The organism is Winogradskyella sp. KYW1333 (genome assembly GCF_003335675.1).
Taxonomy (GTDB): domain Bacteria; phylum Bacteroidota; class Bacteroidia; order Flavobacteriales; family Flavobacteriaceae; genus Winogradskyella.
This window is the reverse complement of record NZ_QPHL01000017.1, coordinates 53,613-72,157: the sequence shown is the minus strand read 5'-3', so window position 1 is coordinate 72,157 and position 18,545 is coordinate 53,613. Positions and strand designations below refer to the sequence as shown.

14 protein-coding genes and 1 pseudogene are annotated in these 18,545 nt (G+C 34.9%); 7 read left to right on the top strand and 8 right to left on the bottom strand.

From position 1 onward, the window contains the following. Positions 1-4: 4 nt before the first annotated feature. The 4 genes from DUZ96_RS10075 to DUZ96_RS10060 form a co-directional block, all read right to left on the bottom strand. A complete protein-coding gene (locus tag DUZ96_RS10075; RefSeq protein ID WP_114301824.1) occupies positions 5-931 on the bottom strand; it encodes a PfkB family carbohydrate kinase in 927 nt (308 codons plus the stop codon). A gap of 68 nt (positions 932-999) precedes the next feature. After that, entirely contained in the window at positions 1,000-2,448 is a 1,449-nt protein-coding gene (locus DUZ96_RS10070) for an NAD(P)/FAD-dependent oxidoreductase (RefSeq protein WP_114301823.1), read from the bottom strand. Positions 2,449-2,454: 6 nt separating this feature from the next. After that, a complete protein-coding gene (locus DUZ96_RS10065) occupies positions 2,455-3,093 on the bottom strand; it encodes a viroplasmin family protein (protein ID WP_114301822.1) in 639 nt (212 codons plus the stop codon). Then, positions 3,086-3,652 carry a phosphoribosylglycinamide formyltransferase gene (locus DUZ96_RS10060; RefSeq protein ID WP_114301821.1) on the bottom strand — a complete coding sequence of 189 codons (567 nt, stop codon included), beginning with the start codon at positions 3,650-3,652 and terminating at the stop codon, positions 3,086-3,088. Before DUZ96_RS10060 ends, DUZ96_RS10065 begins: the two co-directional genes overlap by 8 nt. A gap of 183 nt (positions 3,653-3,835) precedes the next feature. Here DUZ96_RS10060 and DUZ96_RS10055 point away from each other — a divergent pair, with 183 nt between their 5' ends. The 5 genes from DUZ96_RS10055 (at position 3,836) to pyk (ending at position 8,134) form a co-directional block, all read left to right on the top strand. Then, positions 3,836-4,069 carry an acyl carrier protein gene (locus DUZ96_RS10055; RefSeq protein WP_008269813.1) on the top strand — a complete coding sequence of 78 codons (234 nt, stop codon included), beginning with the start codon at positions 3,836-3,838 and terminating at the stop codon, positions 4,067-4,069. A gap of 10 nt (positions 4,070-4,079) precedes the next feature. Beyond that, entirely contained in the window at positions 4,080-5,330 is a 1,251-nt protein-coding gene (gene fabF, locus DUZ96_RS10050) for a beta-ketoacyl-ACP synthase II (RefSeq protein ID WP_114301820.1), read from the top strand. Positions 5,331-5,337: 7 nt separating this feature from the next. Continuing rightward, positions 5,338-6,078 carry a ribonuclease III gene (gene rnc, locus DUZ96_RS10045; RefSeq protein WP_114301819.1) on the top strand — a complete coding sequence of 247 codons (741 nt, stop codon included), beginning with the start codon at positions 5,338-5,340 and terminating at the stop codon, positions 6,076-6,078. Positions 6,079-6,210: 132 nt separating this feature from the next. Continuing rightward, positions 6,211-6,690, top strand: a complete 480-nt coding sequence (locus tag DUZ96_RS10040; RefSeq protein WP_114301818.1) for an IPExxxVDY family protein — start codon at positions 6,211-6,213, stop codon at positions 6,688-6,690. Between the two features lies 1 nt (position 6,691). After that, positions 6,692-8,134: a pyruvate kinase gene (gene pyk, locus DUZ96_RS10035; protein WP_114301817.1), complete on the top strand. Its 1,443-nt coding sequence runs from the start codon at positions 6,692-6,694 to the stop codon at positions 8,132-8,134. A 1-nt stretch (position 8,135) separates the two neighbouring features. Here the strand turns inward: pyk and dinB are convergent, their stop codons facing one another. Beyond that, positions 8,136-9,248, bottom strand: a complete 1,113-nt coding sequence (gene dinB, locus DUZ96_RS10030) for a DNA polymerase IV (RefSeq protein ID WP_114301816.1) — start codon at positions 9,246-9,248, stop codon at positions 8,136-8,138. Between the two features lie 21 nt (positions 9,249-9,269). On the opposite strand from dinB, the gene DUZ96_RS10025 reads away from it, so the two are divergent. Continuing rightward, on the top strand, positions 9,270-9,743 hold the full coding sequence (locus DUZ96_RS10025) for a CYTH domain-containing protein (protein ID WP_114301815.1): 474 nt from the start codon (positions 9,270-9,272) through the stop codon (positions 9,741-9,743). Positions 9,744-9,766: 23 nt separating this feature from the next. Further along, positions 9,767-9,934 (top strand): annotated as a pseudogene (locus DUZ96_RS13245) (YciI family protein); the annotation flags it as partial. A 57-nt stretch (positions 9,935-9,991) separates the two neighbouring features. On the opposite strand, the gene DUZ96_RS10020 reads toward DUZ96_RS13245, so the two are convergent. Genes DUZ96_RS10020 through DUZ96_RS10010 form a run of 3 tightly spaced genes read right to left on the bottom strand, consistent with a single transcriptional unit; the run spans position 9,992 to position 18,374 of the window. Next, the gene (locus DUZ96_RS10020; RefSeq protein WP_114301814.1) at positions 9,992-11,902 is read right to left on the bottom strand and encodes an OmpA family protein; all 1,911 of its coding nucleotides are present in this window, start codon (positions 11,900-11,902) and stop codon (positions 9,992-9,994) included. A 19-nt stretch (positions 11,903-11,921) separates the two neighbouring features. Next, positions 11,922-12,833 (bottom strand): type IX secretion system membrane protein PorP/SprF, encoded by a 912-nt coding sequence (locus DUZ96_RS10015; RefSeq protein WP_114301813.1) that lies wholly within the window; start codon positions 12,831-12,833, stop codon positions 11,922-11,924. Between the two features lie 24 nt (positions 12,834-12,857). Beyond that, positions 12,858-18,374, bottom strand: coding sequence for a fibronectin type III domain-containing protein (locus DUZ96_RS10010; RefSeq protein ID WP_114301812.1), 5,517 nt, complete (start codon positions 18,372-18,374; stop codon positions 12,858-12,860). Between the last annotated feature and the right edge of the window lie 171 nt (positions 18,375-18,545).

Genomic DNA, 18,545 nt, shown 5'->3' with positions numbered 1-18,545 from the left:
CAAGTTACGTTAATTCTATATCAAATTGTGTTAGACTTTTAAATTGGTCTAAACGATTATAAATTTCGGTATCTTCTAAATTCTGCATTCGCTCTGTACCAAATTTTTCAACACAAAAAGAAGCCAAAGTAGATCCATAAATAACAGCGTTTTTCATATTTTCAAATGAATAGTCCTCTGTTTTTGCAAGATAGCCGGTAAAGCCTCCTGCGAATGTGTCACCTGCGCCCGTTGGATCAAAAACCTCTTCTAATGGAAGGGCAGGTGCATAAAAAACACTGTCTTGATGAAACAAAAGGGCTCCATGTTCACCTTTTTTAATAACTACAAATTTTGGCCCCATATCATGGATCTTTCTTGCAGCAACAACTAATGAATATTCACCTGTTAGTTGCCGTGCTTCTTCATCATTTATTGTGATAACATCAATATGTTTAATTGTGTTGTGTAAATCTTCTAATGCACAGTCCATCCAAAAATTCATAGTATCAAGCACCACTAATTTTGGTTTTCTAGTCATTTGATTTAATACACTCATTTGAGTTAATGGGTGAAGATTACCGAGCATTACAACATCAGCATCTTTATAATTTTCAGGCACCTTAGGTTCAAAATTTGCTAGCACATTAAGTTCTGTTACCAAAGTATCTCTAGAGTTCATGTCGTTGTGATATTTTCCACTCCAGAAAAAAGTTTTGCCATTATCTACAATTTCAATACCCGATACGTCAATATTTTGACCAGACATATAGTCTAAATATTCTTGAGGAAAGTCACCACCTACCACAGAAACTATGGCAGAATTTATATTGAATTTTGAAGCGGCAAGGCCAATGAATGTTCCTGCACCTCCAAGGATTTTATCGGTTTTACCAAAAGGAGTTTCTATAGCATCAAATGCCACAGTACCGACAATCACTAATTTACCCATTAAAGTAAGTTTGATTAAGACGCAAATTTAAGTAAAAAATATTCCTTTAAAAATTATTACTCTCTTCATTAATTGAATGATGCAAATGAGTCATTTATATTATCAATTCTTAACATCTTATAGTCAAGTATATAATTCTGATAAACCCTCCATGGCGCTTTATCTCCCTGATTAGGCAGAATATTTTTTGCTCGATGAATATAGCCTGAATTTAAATTAAGTAATGGTGTTGATTTAAGACTGGCATCTTTAGTTTTTGGGCAAATAGATTGAAAATTGTGTTTATTCAAATATCTAAAAACCCGTGTAATGTATTCACTTGTTAAATCACTTTTTAAAGTCCAAGATGCATTTGTATATCCTACAAAGAGGAATAAATTAGGAAGGTCACTTAGCATACAACCCTTGTACACATAAAGTTTAGAGATATCAAAAGGTTGTTGATCTATAGAAATTGAAACTCCACCTAACGGTAATATTCTTAAACCTGTGGCACTTACAATTATATCTGCCGTAAGTTCTTTTCCAGAATCTAATACAATACCAGTTTGATTAAAGTGATTTATTTTAGCCGTCTCAATGGAAGCGCTACCTTCTCTAATAGATTTAAATAAATCGCCATCAGGAGCCAAACAAAAGCGTTGTTCCCATGGGTTGTAATTTGGTGTAAAATGTGGGTACACAGGGACATCTCCTAATTCTTTTTGCGCCTTTTTAATAATATACTTTTTCATGGTATTTGGCCATTTCCTGCAAGCATTAAAAAAAGCCATATCTAAAAGTACATTCTTTATTCTAATGGCCTTATGCGCTATTTTTTTAGGCAAAATAAATTTTAAGAACTTAGCTATTACATCCTTATTAGGTAGTGCACCGATATATGTTGGCGACCTCTGTAGCATTGTTACATGACTGACAGTTTTTGCAATTTTAGGAACAATTGTAACTGCGGTTGCTCCACTACCAATAACGACCACCTTTTTATTATTCAACTTTAGATTTTTTGGCCATTTTTGGGGATGAACAAAATCTCCTTTATAATTTTCCAAACCTTTATATTTAGGTGTGTAGCCTTCATCATAACTATAGTAGCCGCTACAATTAAAAATAAATCTAGTTGAATAGGTAATTTTAGCTTCAGTTTTGGTGTCAGCCGATGTTATACGCCAAAGTTTATCTTTAGAGCTATAGTTATAAGAAATTGCACGCTGGTTAAAAGCAATATTGTCAATAACATTATATTCTCTTGATGCTTCGTTGAGATATTTTAATATTGATGGCGCATCCGCAAAGGACCTTGCATCATCCCAAGTTTTAAAAGAATATCCAAAAGTATACATGTCAGAATCAGATCTGACACCAGGATATTTAAATAAGTCCCAAGTACCACCAAGAGTTTCTCGTGATTCTAATATTAAATAAGACTTTTCTTGACTTTTTCTTGTTAAGTGACATGCTGCACCGATCCCAGATAGACCAGCACCTATTATAATAATATCGTAATAATTAGAATCCATTAGATTTTATTTCCTTCCAAAATCAGCTGGAATTTCTCCCCAAGCCTTGGTTTCCCATTTTACAACGGTAGTTGAATATTTATTTTCATTTAACCACTTTATTGCCCTATCCACTAATTCAAAAAGAGATTTATTCTTATCGCTTCGGTTGAGTTTTGTGTTGCATTTTTTCTTTTTGACCCAGCTCATGGCTGTTCTAGAGTCTGTATAGATTATACGGTTACTTTTCTTCTGTTTTAAAAATGCTAATCCATGAACAATAGCTAAAAATTCACCAATATTATTAGTGCCCTCTTCAAATGGCCCTTGAATAAATAATTGCTTTTTTGTTTTTGTCACTACACCACGATATTCCATTTTACCCGGATTTCCGCTAACAGCAGCATCAACACATATCGAATTTAGATTAGGTTCACCAATTTTTTTCAGCTGTTCTTCTGACAGTTCACTTTTAAAGGTTTTAGATTTGCCAATATACTCCTTAGAGCCTTCCTGGTATGCTTTTTTGGCGGCCTCAAAAGATGTAAAAGATTTGTATTGAGCACCTTTAAAGTTTTTTATCTGAGCTTTACAATCTTCCCAAGTCTCAAATACTCCTGTATTATGACCTTTCCAAACCGTATAGTATTTCTTTTTCTTACTCATTGAGCAAATCATTAACAACCTTAGGAAAATATTCCATTTCTAAAAGATGGATTTTAGAAGCTAAATCCTCAGGCGTGTCTGTTGGCAAGACGTCGCATTTTGCTTGAAAGATTATTGAACCTTCATCATAGTTTTCATTCACATAATGAATTGTTATGCCTGTTTTTTTTTCATTATTAGCTACAACAGCATTGTGGACGTGCATACCATACATACCTTTTCCTCCATATTTAGGAAGCAGCGCAGGATGAATGTTTATCACCTTATTTTCATAGTGGTTAAGAATAAATTTAGGAAATTTCCATAGAAAGCCAGCGAGTATAATAAGATCTGGTTTCTGTTTTTTTAAAATATTTAATACATCTTCCGACTTAGAAAAAGCGACTCTATTGAATGATAAAGCACTAATATTTAGTCTTTTACACCTGTCTAAAACTTTGGCATGAGGATTGTTAGTCAATACCTGAATAACAGACACATTATCAATGTTGTGAAAAAACTTAATTAAATTTTCAGCATTAGATCCGCTACCGGACGCAAAAATTACTACACGTTTCATATACTACTATTCAATGTACTATTATTCGAAACAAAAAAAAGAATAATAATTAACAATTAGACGCAATTCATTAACAGATATATCGAATTTTGCCATCTATGTGCACATTTTATCGGTAAAGATGTTTTTTATAATAAAGTTTTTTATTTTTGCGGTCTAATAAAAACTTAAAATTAAAAGATTATGTCAGACATTGCATCAAGAGTAAAAGCGATTATCGTAGACAAATTAGGTGTTGATGAAAACGAGGTTGTAACAGAGGCAAGCTTCACTAATGATTTAGGAGCTGATTCTTTAGACACTGTTGAATTAATAATGGAATTTGAAAAGGAATTTGATATTCAAATACCAGATGATCAAGCTGAAAATATTGCAACAGTTGGTCAAGCTATTTCTTATATAGAAGAAGCAAAATAATAACGTTTTTATGGAGCTAAAGCGAGTTGTAGTTACTGGTTTAGGAGCACTTACGCCAATAGGCAACACCAAAGATGAATATTGGGATGCACTAATTAGTGGTAAAAGTGGTGCTGCGCCAGTTACGCATTTTGATGCGGAAAAATTTAAAACACAGTTCGCTTGTGAAGTAAAAAACTTTGAAGTTACTGACTTTATTGACAGGAAGTTAGCAAGGAAAATGGATAAGTTTTCACAGTATGCCATGGTAGCTTCAGATGAGGCTATTGCAGACTCAAAACTTGACATAGATTCACTAAATAAATATAGAGTAGGAGTAATTTGGGGAGCCGGAATAGGTGGTTTAAAAACATTTCAAGATGAGGTGTTAAATTTTGCCGCAGGAGACGGCAGTCCACGTTTTAATCCTTTCTTCATTCCAAAAATGATAGCTGATATAGCACCTGGAAACATATCCATTAAATATGGTTTTATGGGCCCAAACTATACTACAGTATCCGCATGTGCGTCTTCAGCAAATTCAATGATTGATGCTCTAAACACTATAAGATTAGGACATTGTGATGTTGTAATTACTGGTGGTAGCGAAGCGGCTGTCACAATAGCTGGTATGGGTGGTTTTAATGCTATGCACGCCATGAGTACAAGAAATGACAATCCAAAAACGGCTTCAAGACCCTTCGATGCAAACCGAGACGGTTTTGTATTGGGAGAAGGAGCGGGATCAATCATTTTAGAAGAATACGAACATGCTATATCAAGAGGAGCTAAAATTTATGCTGAAGTAGTTGGAGGAGGATTATCTTCAGATGCTTATCACATGACAGCCCCTCATCCAGATGGCATCGGTGTTGTTGCAGTAATGAAAAATTGTTTAGAAAATGCCGGTTTAAATCCAGAAGATGTAGATCATATTAATACACACGGTACATCGACACCATTAGGAGATGTTGCTGAACTCAAGGCTATATCTGAAGTATTTGGCAACCATGCTAAGAATATAAATATTAATTCTACTAAATCAATGACAGGTCATTTGTTAGGTGCTGCCGGGGCTATTGAGGCTATTGCTTCAATTTTAGCTTTGAAAAATGGTGTAATACCACCCACAATTAATCACGAAACTGTTGATGAAGATATTGACCCAGAATTAAATTTAACGTTGAATAAAGCTCAGAAACGAGATATTAAAGTCGCAATGAGTAATACATTTGGATTTGGAGGTCACAACGCTTGTGTATTATTTAAAAAATTAGATTAAATCCCGAATGGGTTTCATTCGTAACATACTAAATTCCCGTTCTCATGGAGACGGGGATTTTTTTTTGAAACTTAAAAGTATTTTGGGCTTTAAGCCAAAATCTAAATCACTTTACATTAAGGCATTTACACATCGTTCAATGAATATTAAGGACAAGATGGGTAATGCCATAAATTATGAGCGTCTAGAATTTGTTGGCGATGCAATGTTAAGCTCTGTAATTGCTTCATACTTGTACGAACAGGTGCCTCACGGTGATGAAGGGTATCTTACAAAAATGCGCTCAAAGGTGGTAAGTAGAGAGCACTTAAATGAACTTGGTAAAGACCTTGATCTAATTGATTTGGTTCAAAGTCGAATACCCAAATCAAGCTTTGGGAATAACATTCATGGTAATCTTTTTGAAGCCCTATTAGGTGCTATTTATTTGGATAAGGGATACAAGTTTTGTGAACGATTTATATATAAAAGAGTTATTTATCCGTACGTAGATATTGAAACTTTAGAAGGTAAGGTTATAAGTTATAAAAGCTTGCTAATAGAGTGGTGTCAAAAGGAAAAAAACACCTTTGATTACCAGGTTTATGAAGACACAGGAAAAGATGAACTAAAGCATTTTTCTGTTAAATTAAGTATTAACAATAAAGTAGTTTCAAAGGCACGCGCAACTTCAAAGAAAAAAGCAGAAGAAAAGGCATCAAAGCGTGCATTTTTTGCCTTTCAAAAGCAAATGACAAAATTAATCTAAAGCCGAAATTAAGGCATCTCAAATTTAACTTGGACTACAACGTTTTCGTAATTTTTCAGGGTTAAGATTAATTAAAAGTTAATCTATGTAACCTATTATTGTCCTATATTTACGGTTAAAAGTTATAATTATATGGCTTTGCACAAACTACTAGTTGATGATTTCTATGATGACTCCTATAAGCTAATTGCTATTCATTGTAGTTTGGAAGATTATCGACTAGCATATATACTCAATAAAAATTTAGATTTAAAATTAAAGCGCAAAGAAGAGGATATAGATCTTAAATATTTGGAATCTTCTTATAGTCTCTTTGAGTGGAAGAATGAAACAGAATACGTTACTTGGAATTTAATTTCAAATGTATGTAAAAAGGAAGAAACAAGTTTATATAGTTCAGGAACATTATTTGAAAGCACCAACAAGGTTTTAAAAACATTTCACTTAATATCTGAATATAAAAAAGTTGATTATTTTATTAAGATCTCAGAGGAAATACAAAATATTAGTGAAAGGGCTATATTAAGCAAATTGCAAAATATTCCCCAGATAATTACAAGTTACATTGTAAACCCAATGAAATTGAGATCTAAAAACCATTTAATTTTTTAAATTGATGTCAAATAAAAAAACAAAAATAGTAGCTACTCTTGGACCAGCGACAAGCACAAAGGAAATATTGAAACAGATGCTTGATGAAGGTGCAAATGTATTTAGAATTAACTTTTCTCACGCAGATTACGATGCAGTGAAGGAACGCATAAACATTATTAGAGAACTCAATGATGAATTTGGGTACAACGCAGCGATTTTGGGAGACCTGCAAGGGCCAAAGTTGAGAGTTGGAGTAATGAAAGGTGAGGTGATTGTAAATGAAGGAGATGAAATAATTTTTGCCACAGGAGACCGTTTTGAAGGAACCAAGGAAAGGGTATATATGACCTATGATAACTTTCCTCAAGATGCAAAACCAGGCGAAAGAATATTATTAGATGATGGTAAGTTAATTTTTGAGGTTGTTTCTACCGATAAAAAGAGTGAGGTTAAAGCAAAGGTTATACAAGGAGGTCCTTTAAAATCAAAAAAAGGAGTAAATCTACCCAATACCAATATTTCGCAACCAGCATTAACTGAAAAGGATATTGAAGATGCAATTTTTGCTATAAGCCAAAAGGTAGATTGGATTGCACTTTCATTTGTAAGACATGCTGAAGATTTAATGCAGTTAGAGGAGTTAATTAAGGAACATAGTGATTATAAAATTCCAATAATTGCGAAAATTGAAAAGCCTGAAGCTGTTGAAAACATAGACAAGATTGTGGCCTATTGTGATGGTTTAATGGTAGCTCGTGGTGATCTAGGTGTAGAAATACCTGCAGAAGAGGTTCCTCTAATTCAAAAGAAATTAGTGTTACGTGCTAAACGTGCCAGAATCCCTGTAATTATTGCAACTCAAATGATGGAAACAATGATTACAAGTTTAACACCAACTAGAGCAGAGGTAAATGATGTTGCTAACTCTGTGATGGATGGTGCTGATGCTGTAATGCTCTCAGGTGAGACTTCAGTTGGGCAATATCCTGTACAAGTAATACGGCAAATGGCCAACATAATTAGAAGCGTAGAAGATTCTCATTTAATTGAGGTACCACAATCACCACCACATATTAGAACTAAAAGGTATATTACAAAAGCTATTTGCTACCATGCTGCAAATATGGCAAATGAGATAAATGCAAAAGCTATTTCTACATTGACAAATAGTGGCTATACTGCATTTCAAATATCTGCTTGGCGACCAGACGCTCACATATTGGTATTTACTTCAAATAAGCGAATTTTAACGCAATTGAATTTGCTTTGGGGTGTAAAAGCATTCTACTATGATAGATTTGTAAGTACAGATAAAACTATTGAAGATGTAAATGCAATTGCTTGTAAAAAAGGTTACCTAGAAGTTGGTGATATGCTTATTAGTTTAGCAGCAATGCCAATTCAAGACAAAGGTATGGTAAATACATTACGGGTAACTGAAATTAAAAGCTGTAGTTTTTAATCTAAAAATCAAATTTTAACTGAACACTAACGGATTTCTTCTCCTTGTCTATAGGGTCTTCAGATAATTTTTTGTCTGTATTTAAATTTGATAAGGAAATTCCTAGTAACCTAACAGAGTTTTTTAAACTATCTTGATATAGTAACTCCTTTGCAATCTCTAGAATAATTGATTTATCGTTAATAAAAAAAGGTAAAGTTTTACTACGAGTTTGAAGTGTAAAATCACTATACTTTATTTTTAAAGTGATTGTTTTACCCGACACCTTACTTTTATTTAGGCGGTTAGAAACCTCTTCTGCGATCTGATTTAATTTTTCAAGCATAAAGATTTCTGATGACAGGTTCTCACTGAATGTTCGTTCTGCAGCTAATGACTTTCTTATCCTATTTGGACTTACTTCATTGTTATGAATACCTCTCACTATATAATAATACTGTTTACCCGATTTACCAAAATTGTCTTCTAGATATTCAATATTCTTTGATTTTAAATCTTTACCTGTAAAAATGCCTTTCTGGTACATTTTCTCTGCAGTTACTTTGCCAACACCATAGAATTTTCGAATATCCAATTCTTCAAGAAATTGAAGTACATCTTCTGGATTAACCGTTTTTTGGCCATTAGGTTTGTTATAATCACTAGCTATCTTCGCTACAAATTTATTTATTGAGATGCCTGCAGAGGCTGTTAAACCAACTTCACTAAATATTCGATCTCTTATTTTCTGCGCTATTAATGTTGCGCTAGGGAGCCCTATTTTATTTTCGGTTACATCCAAATATGCCTCATCTAGTGATAATGGTTCAACTAAATCAGTGTAATCCAAAAATATTTTTCTGATTTTGTTTGAGATTTCTTTATATCTCTCAAATCGGTGTTTTACAAAAATTAAATTAGGGCATAATTTTTCTGCCAACCTGCCAGACATGGCGCTCTTAACCCCAAATTTGCGAGCTTCGTAACTTGCCGCACTTATTACGCCTCTTGCACCACCACCACCAACTGCAATTGGTTTACCTTTAAGATCCGGATTGTCGAGCTGTTCAACAGATGCATAAAAGGCATCCATATCAACATGAATTATTTTTCTTATTGGTAAATCATTATGCATACTGTAAATTTACGCAATACCATGATAGAAATTGAACGAAAATATTTAGTGAAATCCTCTAATTATAAAGAGGAAGCCTATAATAACTACAGCATTAAACAAGGGTTTTTGAATTCTGACCCAGAAAGGACAGTTAGGGTAAGATTAGTTGGCGATAAAGGGATTTTGACAGTTAAGGGATTATCTTCTGATGATGGTTTAACACGTTATGAATGGGAAAAAGAAATTAAAAAGGAAGAGGCGATGTCTCTTTTAGGATTGTGCGAAAAGGGGATCATTGACAAAATAAGATATGAGATTAAGGCTGGAGAACATATTATTGAAGTAGATGAATTCTTTGGTGAAAATGATGGGTTGACAATTGCTGAGATAGAATTAAATTCTATCGATGAAAAGTTTGAGAAACCACTGTGGTTGGGCAAAGAAGTAACAGGTAATATAAAATACTACAACTCTCAGTTAAGTAAACATCCATATAAAGAATGGAGATTATGAAAAAAAGACTTTTGCTGATATAATCTGGTCCTTTTGGTGACGATGGTGAAATTAGAGGAATTACAATATATAATGTGCTAAATATGCAAATGGCAGACAGCCTTACCAATGCGAATCCAATGGTAAAAGCAGGAAGATGTGTAATTGAAATACATCCATGGTGGGCAGCCAAAGGTTTCCTATTAAGATAAAAAAAGCTCTGAATAAATTTCAGAGCTTTCTTCATTAGCACATTTATTTATCAGTTATTATCCTTGTGGTCCTCCACTAACAATAATAAACTCTGATCTTCTATTTTCTTGATGTTGTTCTTCCGTACATCTTCCACCGCATTCTACTTTAAGTTCAGATTCACCTTTACCTTCAGCAGAAATCCTTGCTTGGGCAACACCTTTTGAAATAACATATTGTACAGTAGATTTTGCTCTACGTTCTGACAATCTGTTATTATATGATGCAGGCCCACGAGTATCTGTATGAGAGGTTGCTTTTATAACTAACTCAGGATATTTAGTCATTATTTGAACCAGTTTATCTAATTCAAAAGCAGCTTGTGCTGTAATATTAGACTTGTCGAAATCAAAATAAATTGGTTGTAGTTCAATTTTATCTTCAACAATTAATTTTTCAATTGGATCAAGTGAGATTTGAACAGCTAACTCTTCCTCGTTCGTACCACTAACAGATACCTTTTTACTGTCGTAATCTTCCATAGTTATCTCCAATTCAAAATCTTGCTCGCATTCTACTATGAATTCTGCTAATCCATCTGAATTTGAACTTTTTGATACAACTACATTCCTTTCAGAATCTAACAATGTTACATTTGCACCATTAACAGGCTCACGTGTCTTATCATCTAATACTGTAGCTAATACAAGCACATCACATAATGGCTGTAATTTTTTGAAGGCATAAACATCATCGCTTCCTTTTCCTCCGTCTCTGTTAGATGAAACAAATCCCTCTTCTGCTTCTTCATCAATAGTAAATGCAAAATCATCTCCATTACTGTTTATTGGGATACCAACATTTCTAATAGGTGCTACTTTACCGTCAATTTCTTTAGTAAAGAAAACATCCATTCCACCAAGGCCTAAATGACCATTAGATGAAAAGTAAAGTGTACCATTACTACTTATATACGGGAACATTTCTTGGCCTTCCGTATTTACTTTTTGCCCAAGATTTTGAGGTTCACCGATTGAACCATCATCATTAATAGATGCCTTGTAAATATCAAAGTTACCATAACCACCTGGCATGTTTGATGCAAAATATATAGTCTTACCATCTGAACTAACTGATGGGTTCTTTACAGAGTAATTTTTGCTATTCACTGACAAACTTTCAACCATGTCCCAATCAGATCCAAGTTTTGCTGCTTTAAATAAATATAATTGACTATATCTCACTTTTGAAAGGGAGTCCTTTTCAAAATCTTTTTCAAAATAGCTCTCTCTCGAAAAGTACATTGTTTCTCCATCGGGTGAAAAAGACACGAGGCCTTCATGATATCTTGTATTTATCTTATCGTTCATTAGTGTCGCCCCTTGGTATGAACCATCTGAATTTTTCGATAAAGAATAGATGTCTAGAAAGGGTTCTTGATTCCAACCATAAGTTTTGCGGTTATCATTTCTACTTGAAGTTATATACAGTTTTCCATTGTTCATAGTGCCTCCAAAATCTGATTGCTCAGAATTGAAATCTGCATTTTGAACATTAAACTTTTTACCCTGTTCTAGTATTTTAGGCAAATAGTTTGGATTTTTTCTAAATGCAGTAGCTCTATCATCAGAAGGACGCATGGAAGCAAATTTTTCCATTTGTGTATTCGATTCGTCGTATTTACCATTAGCTTTCAGCATTTCTGAATACTTGTAAATCATTTCTGGATCGCTAGAGGAATCTAAGGCCTTTGCATACCATTTTTCTGCATCTATGGTACTAAAAACGTTGTAATAACATTCGGCTAGCTGACCGTATACATAAGTATCACCTTTGCCTTTTTCTATAAGTTTGTTATAGCTTTCAGCAGCCTTTACAAATTCATACCTAGCAAATTGTTTATCTGCTTTTTTTGTGTCGCTGTTTTGAGCAGTTAAGCACAAGCTACTCATCAACGTAATAAATAATAGTGTTTTTAAGTTTTTCATTTTTGTTTAGCTTAACTGATTAGAAATATCTTGGTGAACGTGAAACTTTCTTAGGGAAATTAAGATCGAATAACAGCATTACTTCATGAGATGCTGGAGCATAGGCCTTAATATCTGACGAAATAGCATCGTAAGCATACCCTAATCTAATTGATGGTGTAACTGCAAAGTTTACTAAACCAGAGAAGGAATCGTCTAAACGGTACGAAGCTCCGATTTCAAACTTCTTAAAAAACCGGGCATTTAAATTAATATCAAATGATGATGGTGCATCAAATGCCGACTTAAGCATAAAAGAAGGTTTCAATTCTGTGTTAGGAGATACATTAAACACATATCCACCAGTTAAAAAGTAGTGCTGTGTTTCTGAACCTATTTTATTTCCATTAGCGTCTAAATGAACTGATGACAAAAAATTAGGTACAGATAGTGATAAGTAATAATTATCAGTATAATAGAAGAAACCAGCACCAAAATTAGGTGTTGTCTCATTTATCCCAATTCCAAAGAATGGGTCATTTTGATCTATTACTGAAACATTTGAACTCGTTAAATTAATATCGTGGAATGTAGCACCTGCTTTAACTCCGAAAGCGAGTCTATGTGCCCCTCCCAATTTAAGTGTATAAGAAACATCTACGTAAGTATTAGTTTCTTTTACCGGCCCAATTTGATCTGCAATTACAGATAATCCTAACCCTAGGTTGTTTCCAATTGGTGAGTGGCCAAAGAAAGTACCCGTTTCAGGGCCTCCATCTATTGCCGTCCATTGATTTCTATATAATAACCCAAATGATAAGTTTTCTCTTGAACCCGCATAGGCAGGGTTAATAATATTCATATTATACATGTACTGAGTGTACTGAGGGTCTTGTTGCCCATAGGTTTGTAGCGCTAGGAGCAAAACCGCAATAATAGTGAGTTTTTTCATTATAATAAGTTGATTCAGTTAATTTTATCTATTAATATAAATCCATCCAGATTTAGACTTTGTTCCTCCCTCATATACCATGGTGTAGAAATATGTTCCTACTGGAAGCTCTTCACCATCATCGGTTTGCCCTGCCCATTCATTAGAATAATTATTCTTTGAATAAACTAAAGTTCCATTTCTGTTGAATATTTCAAGTTTTGTTACATTAAAATACCTTAAATCTAGAGTATCATTAAATCCGGCTGAAACTCCTGGTGAAATCCCTTGTGGAATCGCACAGTTTTCAATTTCTGTAACAATAATGTTTGAAATTGTATTTGAACACCCTGTTGCATTAAAGGTAATTATAGCTGAATAATCACCTCCTTCAAATGCTTCATATGAAATACCGTTAGCACCAGAAACATCGTTTCCATCTAATACCCATTGAACTGTTACATCAGAAGTATTAAATCCTTGAGGAATTATTGTAAGGACTACTCCAGATTCTGCGGCAGGACAGAGTAAAAACTCATTGGTATCTGTATCATAATAAAATAGATTTGTATCAATAGAACCTAATGGCACTACATTTACAACTAAATTGAATGATGTAGTAACAAAACATCCTGTAAGAGCATTTTCAGCTCGTATGTATACGGTAGCATCACCACTTGAATATGGACTTGCAATAGGAGCAGTTCCAGCATCAGCATCTGCCTGAGAAGCATGATAAGTAATTGCTACATCTGTATCAGTTGTAATTTCGCCATCAATAGATGTTAAATCAAAATCAGTAATACCATCAACGTTGCCATCGATATCATCACATACAACAAAATCTGCAGGTTGATTAATTACGGGTATTGCCAGAACTACCAACTCCACTTCTGAAAGTTGTCTACAGCCTAAGAAACCATTATTAAATGCATCTGTATCTTCTACTCTTATAACAAGTATTTCACCAGATGAATCATAAGGTGAACTTACTGCATTTATTGCCTGGTTGGCATCTGCTGTACTAGTATAATAGGTAACTGTGAAATCTGGTCCATAACCTAGAGATGTGGTTAATGCATCAAGATCAAATGATTCACTACCATTACTTTCAGGTCCGTCACAAACTTCTATAACCTGTGGGCCTAATGAACCAGGGTCATTGTACATATTTATTACCACAAATTGTGAGAATGCATCTGCACCACATTGTTCGTCAAATGCCTGTACTTGGTAAAGATCAGATTCTGTAACTACCAATGTGTCTGTTGTTTCTCCTGGCACTACGAAACCATTTTTATACCAAACATAGCTATCGGCAAATGGTGAATCTGCTATAATTGTTACTGTGTCAAAACCACAAACTGAAGCTTCAACAGGTGTACTTGGATCAGAATCTGTATCTACAAAAACAACTTCATTACTTGTAATCTCAGCAGAAATATCTGCCTCAATTGTTCCATCTCCTGTACCCCCTATATTTGTTTGATTAATTGAAATTGTCCCGGGATCATTAGAGAAGTTAGTTACTAATAAAATATATATTTCTCCAGTTTGAGCATTATCAATAGTTAGATTCTCAGTAGAAATAAAAGAATAACTGCAATCTACAATATTACCAAATGGATAAAAGTCTGGACTCGTAGTATTATTTGGGCAATCATTAGGGTCTGGACAACCATTATCTAAATTATCGCAGGCATCAACTGGGTCTGAAAACGGCCCCCAAAGGACAAAATCAACATCTAAGCCAGGTTCTCCGCCATCTTGAACTCCATTATTGTTATTATCTTGCCATTGATTTATTTCTATTTCTATAAGACCAGGCTCACCAATTTGGATAATATTCCAAGTTGGATTTGGCGCACTGAATAAACATGCAATATCTGTTGGATCAGGAAGGCCAATGATATTTGAACCTACTAAGGCGTCACCAACAGAACAGAAATTTTCTGCATTTTCACAAATCACATTAGTTGGTGCTTCCCTGATACATAAATCAAATGTAGAGGTCTCTGAAACACTACCTGAACTAAATACTCTAATATAATACGTATTACCAACAATTAAAGATGGAGTAATACTTGCGGATTCAGTTGAACAATAAAGTTCAGTTAAACTACCACACGTTCCCTCATAAACTGCATGATCTAAATTAGTTGTTCCTCCTTGAATATTGCCTAAAGAAATGAATTCTACTTCATCGAGTGCTGTGAACTCAAACCAAACATCATCATTAGGATTTCCTGTACAAGACCCAGGATCTAAGCCTGAAGGCGTAGCGGCCAGGATTGTTCCAGGTGTTACTTGCTCACATAGATCAATATCGTTAACAACCGCGATAGTCGCCATATCACATTCGTCATTATCAGGTGGACAGGCTAAAACAGTAAAATTATCGCTACTGATAATACAGTTATTGTCTTGTTCGTTCATAACAAACACTTTTGCCGTGCTACCAAAAGGGAATGGACCAGCTTGATAAACACCGATAGCAGTTGCCTGTATAGTTATTATATCTAAGCTATTAGAAATCTCTAAAGAAGTTGCATCACCTAAACTTGTAATATCAACATCAATAAAGAACTGGTCGTTGTCGCAATCTGGTACTGTCGTATAACTAGCCTCTGGCAATGTACATGTCAATTCAATAACATTAACTGTGAAATCTAAGGTAACACCCCAAGAACCATTATAACATGGATTTGGTGTTGCTTGTCCAGAATCTGCTGTACCAATACGCATTCTATGTTCACCCAAAGGAGCCGCAGCCGGCATAACAAAAGAAGCATCTAATATTGTTGGGTTAGCATTTGTAGATTCTCCTTGAAATACTAATTCTGAAGCATCAAAGACTAAATCATCATTAAAATCAATCCAGATATTGGAATCATATGTAAATCCTGTAGCGAAAGTTATTTCTATTGTAGTATCTACACCTTGGAATACATTAACCACCGGTGAGGTTTGATTTTCATAAGTAACGTCTCCTAAACTTGGAAAGTCAACAATACCTATTGTAACATTAGTAACACCTTGCCCATCATTACTTGTTGGTATCGATTCACAGTAACCAGTAAAGAATTGACTAGGACCAGACCAAGAACTTAAATTTGACGGATCACATTCTGCTTGCACATACCAATCATATAATGTATCAGGAAGCAATCCTGTGAGAACGAATGGGTTTGTAACACCATTAACAACAGTACCACTGCCTTGAGCAAAGCCAGCAGGTCCGTATTCTATATTCCAAACAGTGGAGGTGCCAGCCTCAGTCCAGGCAATTTCGGTAGACGTTAATGAGAGGTTTGTTGATGTTAAATCACTTGGTTCTGGACACGTAGGAACATTTCTTACTTGGAAATTATCTACAAATACATCTACATCTTCAGTGTCATTAACTGTACCTTCAGAACCCAGAACACCAAATTGAACAATCTGCCCACTGTACGCTGTTAAATCTACTACAGGATGAATACCTGGGATTGGTACTACAGAGCTGTTATCGTATAATAATAATTCAATCCAGGTCGCACCACCATCTGTAGTCATTAAAAGCTGTACTGTATCGTCAGAACCTAATGTTCCGGCAACAGTACTACTGTTCCAATTGGTAATTGCAAAGTCGAATTCTACTTGGAAAGGTCCGCCTGTTAAATCGAATTGCGGAGAAATTATCCAATCGCTTTTACCTGTTGAAAACAAATTAATTTTGTACGCACCGTCTCCAGTACCTATATTTAAAAATTCATCTGCAACCCAAGAACCAGCACCTAAGTCGGTCGGACCTGTCGTGGCATCTCCGTTGCTAGCCTCATCCCAACAATCCGGTATTATGGTTGTAAAGTTTTCTATATAATCTGGCACAAAAATGTCACACAATGTTGAAAAAGTTGCAGGACCAGTCCATGAACTTAAGCCAGTACCACCACAATCAGATTGTACATATACGTCATAGGCTGTAATAGCATTAAGACCGGTTGCGAAATACGGGTTAGTAACATTTGTTGCTGTAGGAGTCCCTGTTGGAGTATCTCCGGCTGGAACAATTTCAATATTCCAAACAGTAGAAGTTCCTGATTCTGTCCAAGCTACTTCAGCACCATCTGGTGTTGGGCTAGATACTGTTAAATCCGTTGGTTCTGGACATGAAGGAATATTTCTTACCTGAAAATTATCGACAAATACATCAACATCTTGAGGGTCATCAGTTGTTCCTTCTGTTGCGTAAATTGCAAATTGTACTGTTTGCCCACTATTCCCTGTTAAGTCTACCACTGGATGAATTCCAGGGATAGGTACAACAGAGGTACTGTCATATGTTAGCAAGGTGGTCCATGTCACACCATTATCAGTCGTCATTAAAAATTGTACAACATCATCAGAACCTAAAGTCCCTGCAACAGTACTACTGTTCCAGTTTGTAATAGCAAAATCAAACTCAACTTGGAAAGGGCCTCCTGTTAAATCAAATTGTGGAGAAATAATCCAATCACTCTTACCTGTTGTAAATAAATTTATTTTATAAGCGCCATCACCAGTTCCAGTATTTAAAAATTCATCTGCTGTCCAAGAACCAGCACCTAAGTCTGATGGTCCAGTTGTAGGATCACCACTATCAGCTTCATCCCAACAATCTGGTATTATAGTTGTAAAGTTCTCTAAGTAGTCAGGTATAAATATATCACATAATGTTTCAAACGTTAAGGGACCAGCGAAAGCACTTTGTTCAGTACCACAATCTGCCTGGACGTAAACATCATAAGTTGTAACTGCAGATAAACCCATAACTGTATATGGATTTGAAACTCCGGTTGCTGTAGGAGTCCCTGTTGGAGCATCTCCAGATAATACAATTTCAATATTCCAAGAAGTAGATGTTCCGTTCTCAGTCCATGAAATCTGAGCTTCATTTGATGTAATTCCAGAAGCAGCTAAGTCACTTGGAGTGGCACAGGCTTGAGTAATACCGCCTATTATAATATTAGGAATGGTGTCGTCAATGTTACTTGCTGAAGGCGGAGCAACAGGATCTGGGTTTGTAAAATCGCTGAAATAAGAAATAGTTCGATTAGCACTTACTTGAGAATTGTAAAAATCATCACCAAAGGAATCATACCCTGCACTATTTTCTTCGACAGCAATAATCAAATTGTCTATTCCAGAATATGTAAAAGGTGTATCTAAGGTTAATGTCACCCATCCTTCAACACCAGGAGTAACACTTATTCCACCAGCATAAACTTGAGCAAGAGAGGTTGATGGTTCCCAGTCATCAGTATTTGCAAAATCAGTACGGGTAGATTCTGCCATGTATATAACTAAATCTTGACTATTTGCTAGGTCTGACGTACCACTGTAATACCACTGTACATCAGTGATTTCACCAGAAGCATTGATTTCTGAAGCTAAGTATACCGTTTGAGTATACGAGTATCCATAATAAGCTTCAAAAGGCGCATTTTCACCCTGTAAATTACCGGAACCAATGGCCACTTGGGCGTTGATTTGGAATAAAATTAAAAAAAGTGAAAATAGTAGTAAAGTACTTTTTTTCATTATTAATTGGTTTGTTAGAACTTATTTAATCCTTTGTAAAATATTGATTACAAAGGATTTGAATTATTTAAAAAAATGAAGGGGCTATAGGGAACAAAAATTTCGGTTTACAGCCGAAATTTTGATATTCATTCGAATATATAAAAATTGGTTATCAACACTATGTTAACA